An 11,946-nucleotide genomic window follows, 5' to 3' on the forward strand; every position below is an offset into this window, starting at 1 on the left:
TCATCATCCTCCTCAAGAAATGGTCATGACCTTTTTGTTTATTAAAAGTTCTTCTGCTTTGTTTTGGCTACCAAAGACACGGATCTTCTCTTGAACTTTTTCCTTCATTCTCTCTCGACCTCGGCCAAGGGAACTTGCAAGTACGATATCGTCAGGGTTCTCAGCAAACGCTTCCTGCACGCCTCTTGTAAATGCTTGACGAAGTTCTGTATCAACATTGATCTTTGCGATTCCAAGTGAGATGGCACGTTGTACCTGCTCATCAGGAACATCCGAGCCACCGTGAAGAACAACCGGGCGCTTTACCGCATCAACAATTTCTTTTAAGCGATCAAAGCGAAGGTTCGGCGTTTGTTTGTAGATGCCATGCGCCGTTCCAATCGATACAGCTAGATAGTCCACATCAGTTGCTTCAACGAAAGCGACGGCCTCTTCGGTCGTTGTAATGAGTGCATCTTTTTCATCAACCGTGATGTCATCCTCAGTTCCACCGATCTTACCGATTTCACCTTCTGATCCAATTCCTAGGGCTCTTGCAATATCGACGACTTTTTTCGTAGTAGCGGTGTTTTCTTCAAACGTAAGACCAGAGCCATCGAACATCACAGATTGAAAGCCCATTTGAACGGCTTGCATCGTTTGTTCGAACTGACGGCTGTGATCGAGGTGGATTGCGACTGGAACGTTGTAATTTTTTTCATACGTGTCGATCAGCGCTTTTAATGCTTCCATTCCAAGTGTTTGGATAACCTTTTGGCCGACCTGAATCATGATCGGGGCTTTTTCCTCTTCTGCCGCCTCCAATATCGCGACGACAGTCTCTGCGTTATGTGCACTGAAGGCACCTACTCCGTACCCGTTTTGAAAAGCATGGTCAAGCATCGTTTTTCCATCAATAAATGGCATGTGATATGCTCCCTTCTTATCGTTTCAGTTCAATGTGGTAGTGGTACTGATCGCTTCTATATTTTGTTCTTGTGTATTCCATTGGATGATCATTCAGCCCATAACTAAGTCGTGTCATTTCTAGCAACGCCTCTCCAGGTCGAATCGCAAGCAAATCTGCTTCATCAATCGTCGCGTTCATCGCAGCGATACGTTCGTTCGCACGATTCAAATAGATTTGATCGTTCTCTAAAATTTCGTAGTACTTTGCTTCATTCAAGTCATGCTTCATTAAAAGTTGTCCGATTTCTTCCGGCCAGCAGCTACGCTCGAGTGCAACCGGGGTATCATCGGAAAAACGGATTCTCTCAATTAAAAGGATAGGAGCATCTTCTGGTACTTGAAGCATTTCTTTTTCATGGTAAAGATTCGTTTTAAACTCTGCTCGAATCAATTTTGATCTTGGAACAGAACCTCGATCCATTACTTCTTCTGCAAATCCTTTTAGCTGGCCAAGGTTACCGACGAGCTGTTGAGGTTTAACGACTGTTCCTCTGCCCTGTTTCTTCTCAAGAAGACCATTCTGTACAAGGACGGTGATCGCCTGACGGATCGTTGTCCGACTGACACCAAATTCTTTTATTAATTCTTGTTCAGTCGGGATCAATTCATTCGCTTTCCATGCTCCGCTTTGAATCCGATCGATCAAGATATCTTTTATTTGTAGGTAGAGGGCTTCACCTTTAGTAAACTGTTCATTCGACATACACTTCGTCTCCTTTTAGCGGTGGAGGATAGACTGACACATCCTCTCCTATCAGCGGTTTCAACCACTCATAGTACAGCTTTCGATTTTGTATGAACTGCTCAGGCATCACACGTTCACCTGCTTTTACAACAGCTTCGAGCTGAACAGGAATCATGCGAGCAGCGTATCGATGGTGGGAATGACGAGTGATGGAAACCATAACATTCGATAACCCATCACGAATCCATTCTGCACCAACTCTACCTACAGTATAAGCTTCTTCACGATCGATGTCAGATACAACAGCTGAAAAACTGCGCTGATTCATTCCTAAAAGCTCTGCTCTCGTCATGACGTTGCACTCTTTTTTTAAATAAGCGGCAATGTCATTTGAAATTCCACCAAGAACTGGTCGCCCATCGACGATTTCCCGTTGCACCTGTGAGCCCTGGCTCCACGTAACACCTTCACTCACAACAACAGTCGCATGACCATAACGACTGAGCGCGCTCGTGACTCCTTCCAGTAGAACCTCTCGCTCAAGTGGCCGTTCTGGAATCGCGATAACATGTGGTCCATCCTCTTCGTATTTCTGAAGAAGACCTGAGGCTGCTGCTAGCCATCCAGCATTTCTCCCCATCGTTTCGAGCACGCGAACTTTCTCAAAGTTTTTCATGGATGCGAGGTCGCGGCTCATATCTCTCGTTGCCTGCGCAACATATCTTGCTGAGCTTCCAAATCCAGGTGCGTGATCCGTTTCACCAAGATCATTGTCGACCGTTTTCGGAAGGCCCAGGACTTGTAAGGGATAATTCTGTTTCTTCGCTTCTCTATCGACTTTTTTCAGTGCTTCCATCGTGCCGTTGCCACCAATAAAGACAAGCGCATCGACGCCTTCTTTTTTAAGTAGACGAACACCGTTTTCAATATGCTCGTCTGTGAGAGGATAACGGCCTGATCCGAGACACGCACCTGGAACATCTCGATGAAGAGAAATGCTCCTGACCGTTTCATCATCGCCTCCAAAGTAGCTGCCTTCTGCCAATCCTTCATAGCCATTCTTGATAAAAAGCAGGGCGTGATCGCGTTCAAGCTCTTTAACAAACCCTGCGAGAGTAGCATTAATTACGGCCGTAGGTCCCCCCGCCTGGCCAACAGCGACCTTCTTCATGCACCCCACTCCTTCAGTTCTTTGTATAGACAGTGGTCTCTAGTCCTAGCTGTTTACCTAGCTCGACTAGCTCATCAGCCACGTCATCGTAAACGATCGCATAGTGCGGTTCGAAACCTTCTTCCATCAAACCGTACAACGTGTCGTTAATATCTGTTTCAAGTTCAACTTCCACTGACGTTCCGTTAAAACGCTGTGGTGTATCGAGCGCATTTCCTCGCATCACGAGAAGACGGTATCCCTCAGGCGTATATCCTACTCGGAACATCGTCACGCGCCCTGGCTTCAATCCAAACTCCATCGTGAAACCAAGCTTACGGTTTGGATGTACACCAGGTTTTGCACCTTGATCAGGATGTGCGAGTGAATAAGCTCCTGCTCCGCAGTGCCAGAACACAACAGAATTACTCGCTTCATTCACGTGTACCATGTCACCAAGGTATGGTGCGCTACCTGTTAGCTGTTGCAGGATGAACATGGAGACAGAGCCGTGAATGTCTGACTCACACGACGACACCACACCATCTTCTGTAAATTGAGACAGTGTCGAGCAAGCTGCCGCTCCGAGTTCATTGAAAAAGTCTGGCCAACAGCGAATAGCAAGGGCAGAAACGTCTGCTTCATCGATTTGTTCCTGAACGTATGTAGTAAACTGAGCGAAACGCTGTACCGTCTCCTCGTTACGATTCAGTCCGATGACCTGCTGTTCTGCTCGTTCGATCGCACCTTCCCATTTTTCACGTGGAAGCTTCACACACTCTTCAAACGCTTTGTTAAGGTCAAAATTCTTCACGGTGACTCCTAACTGCTTATGAAGAGCTTCTTCATCTGTTCCTGAGAAGAAAAAGCCTGGAGGATGTTCTCCGATCACACCGATTCGTAGTCCTTTGAGGTCTTCAATTACCTTTTGGACTTTGAGTTGAACCTTCAAGCGCTTTTGAACCTGTGCTTCATCTGCATTTCCAAACACAAAACTGAACGGGTGACTCGCACACCTGAGAACATGACTCGTGCTATTGCCGCCAGTTAGTGAATTCAATCGTAACCTTCCGCCAACGCTCGGCTCTCTTACTGACCAAACGACAACTGGCGCGTCTACCTTCTTAATGAGTGCTTCAACAAATTCCCCATCTGCAAACGTAACGCTCTGATAAATACTTGCGATAATTTCGTCATTGTTAACGGTATCAAGAAACGCATCAAGGTCCTCTGGAGAAGTGATGATCTCATCCGGTTCAATGACATTCTCTGTTACATTATGGAGAAATTCAGAGCTTTTCTTCCTCTGAACTTCCCCCGCTTCAAGATCAAATGTTTTTCTTCCGATCGGTACATACAAAATGCTCGTTTTTGGCACGATTGGTCACAACCTTTCTACGCTGTTCGTTACCTACACTGTATCATAAGTAATAACCTTTTAAAATAGGTTATTACCTTTTATTATTCTATTTCATGATTTATTTTCGGCAGCTTTTTTGAAAAGATCTGCGTACGTAGAGTTTTTACGATAAAAAACTGGCGTTTCACCGAGTGGTGCGTCTACTTCAATCGTGCCACCATTCGTCTCTTTCCCACTCCAAAAGTGCACCCACTCGTCCTCAGGAAGGTAAACACTCCACGTTTCTTTTCCTTCTTCGTATACCGGTGCAACTACAAGGTCAGCCCCTAGCATGTACTGATACTTAATGTCATACGTTTTCTCGTCATGTTCATACTCCATAAACAATGGACGCTGCATCGGAATTCCTTTTTCCGCATTTTCTTTTGATAGAGCTTTTAAGTAAGGCTTTAACGTCGTGAATACATTCGTCATCTTCACAAAGTGATTCAGCGTTTCCTCGTCATGATCGTACTGACAGCAATCATCGGGACGATTCCCTTCATGAGAGCGCATCACTGGTGTAAATGCCGCCATATCGACCCACCTAAGGAGAAGCTCTTTGTTCCGTTTGTTGCCGTGAAGACTCGTGTATCCGCCGATATCACTGTGATGAACACCGTTACCGCTCATCCCAGCAGATAGCGCTGCCGGAATAACAGATGCGAGACCATCATCAAGACTCCAATCTACGCTTTGATCTCCTGCCCATAGAAGTGGACAATACCCCTGGGTACCGGAATAACCTGCACGCATGAAGTATACGATATCCCCCCAACGACCCGCTTTCTTCACAGCATCATGATTAACCTTCGCCCACATCACCGGCCACGCATTGTGCATCATTGTTGCTGACTCTCCGCTATGAAGCTTAAGATCTGTCGGGAGATATTCCCCAAAGTCAGCCATCCAGCCGTCCATACCGAAGTCGATCATGTTTTCTTTGATCACATTCTGATACCATTCACAAGCATCTTCATTTGTAAAATCAACTACGCCACAATCGAACTCACCGAAGTCTACTACATAATCGCTTCCATCGAGTGCTGTCGCAAGATACCCTTTTTCATAGGCTTCTTTATAAAGGTGTCCTTCAACTGCAACGTATGGATTGATATAGCCAAGGAATTTAATCCCTTGCTGCTTCCACTCTTTAATTTTTTGATCGAGTTCTGGATACATTTCAGGGTTCCATTTCCAGTTCCACATCAGTCGCTTGCCAAATGACGTCTCCCGTTTCCCTTGCCAATCTTGACACCAAAGAGCACCGATCTTCATTCCTTTTTCTAGTGCACGATCAATTTTGTTTTGAACGATGTCCGTGCCACCTTGCATACCAAGCCAGATGCCATCGAACGTCCAGTCAGGAAGCTCCGGTTGCCTTCCAAGACGAGCCGTTAGTTTTTCTACTAAACGTTTATACGACTCACCTGTTTCAAAAAGAATCGATGCAGGTGCTTCCCAAATATGAAGCTCGTGGAAATCATCACGCTGAAAATCAAAATCTGCGAAGGCAGTTGTCTCTACATGACAGAAATATTTATTAGTAGATACATAGGTTGGCTGAGGGTAGTTAGTATTGTAATAATCTCCACCCGCTTGATCCTTCACGTCTGCTTGCCATGTGGTGTACGTAGACTTGTTACGACCAACACCCGGCTCTGATGTCCAGAGGGGAAAGTTCTTTCCACGCAGGTTGAAGTAAGATAACTGCTCTCCACAACCATAAACCTTCTCTTCTGAATCTGCCGCGACACGAACCCAGAAACGATTGAAGAGGGGATCAACGAGTTCAAATGAAACCCGCAGACCTTCTCCATCTTTTTTCAGGACCATCGTTAAAAGCTCGTGATCATGAGAAAAGTGACGGAACGATATCCTACACGTTTCTCCCTCGTGTCTTACAGTTGCATATCGAAGCGCTACTCTCTCAACCACGTAATCTTTTATTTTGAAATTCCCTCGGTACATATCGATCGTTTCTTCGCCACTCCCTACAAAGATGAAAGGTTTCGCTGGAGAGTGCTTAAACAATAAACGACCGTCGAGTTGTACGTCGAATTCTTCTCCATTCTGGTTCACTTCAAATAATTTTTGAGCCTCTTTTGTTTTCAAAATAAACGCCTCCTACAACATAGTGATTTAAGCACTTCTAAACTTCTTATCTACTTCAACGGCTTCATTGTGCTTCCGCGTTACATAACTCGAATATTTCTTGTTCCAAGATTTGAGAGCAAGTACGTAGCAAAGGACCCCTGCTAACGTTGTTCCTAGCATGGCTGGCCAGAACCATCCGGACACGATTCCTCCTGCATACGCCACGCCAATCGGTGAAAACAGAATGTATACCATCACAACAAGACTGATAAGAACGACTGCAACCGGCATCGTATATTTCCAAGGCACCATATCCACTTTCGGATTCGCTCGGAACTGATAAGCCTCTTTTAGCGGGCGAATTCGACCTACTACCATCATGATCGCCACTTCGATCACGAAGAGGATTGCTGAAATGTGGATGAAGTTCATGGTGATTTCAATACCGAACATCTGTGTTAAGCCCCATACGAGCATATAGTACGTGACGACGTGGAAGATAATCGCAATCTTTGCACCGAGCGCTGGAATTCGTTTTGAAACGATACCGACCAGAACGATTGCGATGATCGGAATGTTAAAAAATCCAGTAAAGCGTCGGATGAGGTCCCAAAGACCATCTGGAGCGTTCATCAACATCGGCGCGATGAAGAACGAAACGAGCGCGAGAACGCTTCCAAAATACTTACTCACGTTGATCAATTGACGGTCAGTTGCGTTTTTGTTGATTCCAGCTTTATACACATCAAGTGCAAACATGGTTGCTGCACTATTTAGAAGTGAGTTAAAGCTTGAGAATACTGCTCCGAGTAGAACAGCAAGGAATAAACCAGACATGAATGTTGGTAGCAAGTTTGATACGACGGTCGGATAAGCGAGATCGACAGGATCCATCGAACTGCCGTACAGATGAAAAGCAATAACACCAGGGATCATCATCATGAACGGAACAGTCAACTTATAGAAGCCTGACAGCAAAACACCTTTTTGTCCTTCAGCAAGGTTCTTTGCCCCAAGCGTCCGCTGGATAACGTACTGGTTTGTCCCCCAGTAGAACATGTTCATAAAGATCATACCGGTAAAAATCGCAGAGAACGGAACAGAGTCTGTACTCGAGCCTATTGAGTTTAGCTTTTCAGGACTTTCTGTAGCGATCGTCTTCATTCCTTTAAGAAAATCGCCATCACCTAGTGCGAAGAACCCTAAAACAGGAACGATCAAGCCGATGAATAGAAGTCCGATTCCATTCAATGTATCAGAAACAGCAACTGCTTTTAACCCGCCAAAGATCGCGTATAACGCGCCAATAATTCCGATCACCCAAATAACGAGCCAAACCGATGATTCAAATGAGATGCCAAATAATGATGGCACGTCGAACAATCTAAGAATGGCTAGAGCACCAGAGTATAAAACAGAAGGAATCGTGACAAATACGTATCCTAGCATAAACAGAATCACCGTATACCTGCGAACGCTTTCATCATAACGTTTACTTAAAAACTCAGGAAGCGTAGAGAAAGCACCGCCAAGGTATCTAGGTAATAATATGAGAGCCATAATGACAATTGCAAATGCAGCAGTGACTTCCCATGCCATGTTGGATAAATTCGTTCGGTAAGCTTGTCCATTCAGTCCGATGAGCTGCTCCGCTGATAAGTTCGTTAATAAGAGTGAACCAGCGATGAAGCCTCCTGTAAGTCCGCGACCAGCTAGAAAGTACCCATCTGAATCATTGACTGAATTTCTAGTTTTCAAATAGGAGACCCAGGCTACGAGTGCCATGAAGAAAACGCATGAGACAAGTGTAAAGGTGATACTAGACATTCAACTTCCTCCTTTGTTCTTTACTCGGATATTCAACCGTGATGTTTTCACCAACAATTCCGTTATGTGCTCCCAGTTTCATGAAGCGCTCATGTTCTTTATGTGCAAGAAGCCATTTATTTCTCATAAAAAGCAGAGGATCGTATCCTTTTTCATCATCATCTAGCGGCGTATTCGTTCCCTCTGGTAGAATCACTGCACATTTAAACCCAGCTTCGCTTACTTTACATGGCGCAAGGTGTAGTGTGGTCTGATACATTTCAACTGTAGAACCTGCTGGAACAAAGAATGCCTTGATTTTCTTTACGTTGTAACTTTTGTCGAAGATATCACTCGTATGACCAAGTAAGAGAACCAAATCAGTTATCGCAACGTTAATTTCACTTCCTTTATGATACTCAAGACCCCCAAGTGAAGAATTATTTCCATTACAATAACCAATTTGTATTTTCATCCCTCCATAATAGCGTTTTTCAACGAAGTTTTTGAGAGCTTCATCCTCTAGTTCTGGATGAGATGGGACGTATCGATTCCCTTCTTCAGGAATAACCGTCTTTTCCATATGTTCAGCCACCTCAGCATATGGGAAGTCACTAAGGACTTTTCCATAGGGACTGAAAGCTTCGCTATGTACGTTTTCTAACTCAAGGTGCTGATTCAATTCCGCTAACACATCAATCACATCGAATCCCTCCGTTCATTAGTAATAACGTTTAATTAAACGTCATAACCTTTTTCACATTATATTGTAACCGCATACAAAAATGCAACAGTTTTTAGAAAATTATATAAATGGAATTGAATGGAACATATTTTAGTAGGCATTAAAAAAGACGTTCCTTTTTTAGGAACGCCAATATCTAAACTATAAAACTTATATGATTCCAAATAATAACTTAGTTATCTTCGTCCTCTTCATCAGGGACAGGTGTTGGATAGATTTCTTTCTTGATATAGATCTTCTCGATCGCCCCTTCTGTTCCCTCACCTTCCACAGCGGAAATTGTTACATCTGAGAACCCGCCGATCAAATAAAACGTCACAGGGTCTTCGAAGGGATTCGAGCCTTTTTTCAATTCTTTAATATCGAATCCGAGGCTTGCGAGCAACATGCGATTATCTTCTGGGTATTGTAGCCCTTCTGGATAGTACGTTATCTCCTTTGCGATATTCTCTTCAAACGTTACTTCTCCATTTTCAAACGTCATGACCATTGCGTTTTCTGGATTGTTTTCAAGCTCTTTATCTAATTTATTCTTAAATTCTTCTCGAGTTAGCCCGAGTAAACCTGGAACATCGATGATTTGTTCAATTGAATCGATATCAAAATCGACCTCTTCTTCGAGCTTCGCTTCTTCCGCTTTTTCCTCAGCAGGTACTTCTTCTTCATGCTTAGGGAGTTCTTGCTCGACGTCTCCACCTTTTTTACCTGAAACTTCTTCAGATGAATCCATAAATCCAGGGACTCCCCAAACGAGCAAATAAAGAATGACCCAAAAGCCTGCATATAACGCAGCTCGCTTCCTCGTAACTGAACCGATGAACGGCTTAATAATATTAATTGTCATAAACAAAAAGGCAAGTATAACGATGATTTTCAAAACGTCCATATCATTCTCCTCCTCCCTTAACTATAGTGTGAGCACCGGTCGTAGACAACTGTTTTATGAAATTTTTACATGAAAAAGAGGGATACAAGAAAAATTATCCAACTACTTTAGTAATGGACCTAAGAAGGAGGGTAACGTTCATGACAACAGACCGTTTTGAACACGCACCAGTAAAGAAATATGAAGATGCGCGCGTAGAGATCGTTACTGCAGATCTTCTACTTTGCAGCGGAAGTTATCCAGTAAGTAATATTATAAAAAAAGTTTCGAACTCTCGCTTTAGTCACGTAGGACTATTATTCAGGTGGATGGATCGCGTCATGATGATGGAAAGCGTAGAAAGTTACGGTGTACGCATCATCCCTCTTTCTCACTATATACAAGATTATAAAAATACTGGCGCACCATACAGGGGAGATCTATACCTTGCGAGACATAGTGGTGTAAAGCATTTAACGAATCAAAAAACGGAAGCGATGCTAAAACGTGGAGCGGACTTATCAGGGAAACGTTACGATCACGAAGAAATACTGAAGATACTCGCAAGTGTCGTGATGGGCGACTTACGCTCGATTCCTAATGAACGCTATATTTGTTCAGAGTTTATCCATGAGTGCTACAAGCAGGCTGGTCTTATTTTTCCTGATGATGGACGAGGATTTATTTATCCTAAACATATTGCTCAAGCGCCAGACGTTCAGCCTCTCTACCAATTACGTTTTTAATGTGCCTATTTCTCTTCTAACTTGTACACTTCGTCCAATCGCATAAAATTGGAAATAATATACTATTATTAATGCAAAGTTAATGGAGGGATTAGGTTGAAACGAATCATCATAGACCCTGGACATGGGGGGTCTGACTCAGGTGCAACGTATAAGGGGTTTTTTGAGAAAACGTATAACCTATCGATCGCTCTACTCGTCAAAGCTACGCTCGAATCAAGATATGAAGTAGATATCATCTTAACGAGAACAGGGGATCAAACGGTTTCGCTAAAACAGAGAACTGATTTTGCGAATGCAAGGAATGCTGATTTTTATCTTAGTATCCACAACAACGCCGCTGGAGGACGAGGTTTTGAAAGCTTCATCTACAACCGAACCGTCCCTGCGGAAACCGTTCGAATCCAGAATGTTATTCACGATACCATCGCTTCTACTATTCTCAATAAATACAAAATCCCGAACAGAGGAAAGAAACGCGCGAATTTCCATGTGTTGCGCGAAACAAGAATGAATGCCCTGTTACTTGAAGTCTTGTTTGTAGACAATGACACAGACCTGAACCTATTAAACAATTCAATTTTTATAAAAGATGTGTCTACTGCGATTGCAGAAGGTACTGCTAAGGCATTGAACCTACCAAAAAAGACGCCGCCACCTTCAGGAACGCTTTATAAAGTCATTGCTGGATCATTTACAGAAAGAGAAAATGCAGAAGAAAGAGCAGCATTCTTAGCTACCAAAGGTTTCGATTCATTCATCACATCACTCGTTATCAAGGGAACCACTTACTACCGCGTTCAAGTCGGTGCCTTCTCTGAGAAATCGAATGCAGAAGATCTCGTTGCGAAATTGAAGGCGATTGGGATCGATTCATTCATCTATACAGAAGGTACAGTCGAACCACCGCCCCCGCCAGAACCTCCCGAGCCAGAACCTGACAAAGGGTATCCGATCGCTGGTAACAGCGAACTAGCTGCAGCACATATGAACAATTATGCTAGGTCGGTAAACCCAGAAGCCCCATTACTCGCCGCTTATTATCTCGTACACAGTAAACGCTATGGCATTCGAGGAGATATCGCATTCGCTCAAGCGTTACATGAAACGAACTTCTTCCGCTTCACAGGAGATGTGACGCCAGAACAAAACAACTATGCAGGGATAGGCGCTACAGGCGGAGGAGCAAAAGGCGCTTCATTTGATACACCTTCCGACGGCGTACTCGCACACATCCAGCACCTTTATGCATACAGCTCTAAAGATCCGATTCCAGCTGGCGAAAAACTAGTAGACCCTCGCTTCTCATTAGTAAAACGAGGATCTGCGACAACGTGGCAAGCATTGAATGGGAAATGGGCGGTGCCAGGCACCACGTATGGTGAAATGATCCTAACGCTTTACAAGAAAATGGTTCAATCGTCGATCACAGACATGGAGACGGCGATCGAGAAACTGAATAAGGTTCTTAAAGACATCATCATCTAAACGTTCGGTTCGATCCG

10 protein-coding genes are annotated in these 11,946 nt (G+C 43.9%); 2 read left to right on the top strand and 8 right to left on the bottom strand.

The features are described 5' to 3' along the window. Positions 1-12: 12 nt before the first annotated feature. From ACXAHI_RS08575 to ACXAHI_RS08610, 8 genes are all read right to left on the bottom strand, one after another. Positions 13-906: a class II fructose-bisphosphate aldolase gene (locus tag ACXAHI_RS08575; RefSeq protein WP_474847168.1), complete on the bottom strand. Its 894-nt coding sequence runs from the start codon at positions 904-906 to the stop codon at positions 13-15. A 16-nt stretch (positions 907-922) separates the two neighbouring features. Beyond that, on the bottom strand, positions 923-1,651 hold the full coding sequence (locus ACXAHI_RS08580) for a GntR family transcriptional regulator (protein WP_270179841.1): 729 nt from the start codon (positions 1,649-1,651) through the stop codon (positions 923-925). Then, positions 1,641-2,804, bottom strand: a complete 1,164-nt coding sequence (locus ACXAHI_RS08585; protein WP_474847169.1) for a diphosphate--fructose-6-phosphate 1-phosphotransferase — start codon at positions 2,802-2,804, stop codon at positions 1,641-1,643. The genes ACXAHI_RS08580 and ACXAHI_RS08585 overlap by 11 nt, the downstream gene beginning before the upstream one ends. Before the next feature lie 13 nt (positions 2,805-2,817). After that, a complete protein-coding gene (sftI, locus tag ACXAHI_RS08590; RefSeq protein ID WP_474847170.1) occupies positions 2,818-4,161 on the bottom strand; it encodes a sulfoquinovose isomerase in 1,344 nt (447 codons plus the stop codon). Between the two features lie 93 nt (positions 4,162-4,254). Then, entirely contained in the window at positions 4,255-6,297 is a 2,043-nt protein-coding gene (locus tag ACXAHI_RS08595) for an alpha-glucosidase (protein WP_474847171.1), read from the bottom strand. A gap of 27 nt (positions 6,298-6,324) precedes the next feature. Then, positions 6,325-8,106, bottom strand: a complete 1,782-nt coding sequence (locus ACXAHI_RS08600) for a solute:sodium symporter family transporter (protein WP_474847172.1) — start codon at positions 8,104-8,106, stop codon at positions 6,325-6,327. Continuing rightward, positions 8,099-8,788 (bottom strand): DUF4867 family protein, encoded by a 690-nt coding sequence (locus ACXAHI_RS08605; RefSeq protein WP_474847173.1) that lies wholly within the window; start codon positions 8,786-8,788, stop codon positions 8,099-8,101. The genes ACXAHI_RS08600 and ACXAHI_RS08605 overlap by 8 nt, the downstream gene beginning before the upstream one ends. 214 nt (positions 8,789-9,002) lie before the next feature. Next, a complete protein-coding gene (locus tag ACXAHI_RS08610; protein WP_474847174.1) occupies positions 9,003-9,716 on the bottom strand; it encodes a hypothetical protein in 714 nt (237 codons plus the stop codon). A gap of 140 nt (positions 9,717-9,856) precedes the next feature. Here ACXAHI_RS08610 and ACXAHI_RS08615 point away from each other — a divergent pair, with 140 nt between their 5' ends. Further along, the gene (locus ACXAHI_RS08615; RefSeq protein WP_474847175.1) at positions 9,857-10,441 is read left to right on the top strand and encodes a YiiX/YebB-like N1pC/P60 family cysteine hydrolase; all 585 of its coding nucleotides are present in this window, start codon (positions 9,857-9,859) and stop codon (positions 10,439-10,441) included. A 96-nt stretch (positions 10,442-10,537) separates the two neighbouring features. Further along, positions 10,538-11,929: an N-acetylmuramoyl-L-alanine amidase gene (locus tag ACXAHI_RS08620; RefSeq protein ID WP_474847176.1), complete on the top strand. Its 1,392-nt coding sequence runs from the start codon at positions 10,538-10,540 to the stop codon at positions 11,927-11,929. The last annotated feature ends 17 nt before the right edge of the window (positions 11,930-11,946 follow it).

It is taken from the genome of Anaerobacillus sp. ABD4_527, assembly GCF_056160805.1.

Bases quoted from the DNA above. Each gene is read 5' to 3' on its own strand.
- ACXAHI_RS08575 (WP_474847168.1), bottom strand. From the start codon at position 906: ATGCCATTTATTGATGGAAAAACGATGCTTGACCATGCTTTTCAAAAC.
- ACXAHI_RS08580 (WP_270179841.1), bottom strand. From the start codon at position 1,651: ATGTCGAATGAACAGTTTACTAAAGGTGAAGCCCTCTACCTACAAATA.
- ACXAHI_RS08585 (WP_474847169.1), bottom strand. From the start codon at position 2,804: ATGAAGAAGGTCGCTGTTGGCCAGGCGGGGGGACCTACGGCCGTAATT.
- ACXAHI_RS08600 (WP_474847172.1), bottom strand. From the start codon at position 8,106: ATGTCTAGTATCACCTTTACACTTGTCTCATGCGTTTTCTTCATGGCA.
- ACXAHI_RS08610 (WP_474847174.1), bottom strand. From the start codon at position 9,716: ATGGACGTTTTGAAAATCATCGTTATACTTGCCTTTTTGTTTATGACA.
- ACXAHI_RS08615 (WP_474847175.1), top strand. From the start codon at position 9,857: ATGACAACAGACCGTTTTGAACACGCACCAGTAAAGAAATATGAAGAT.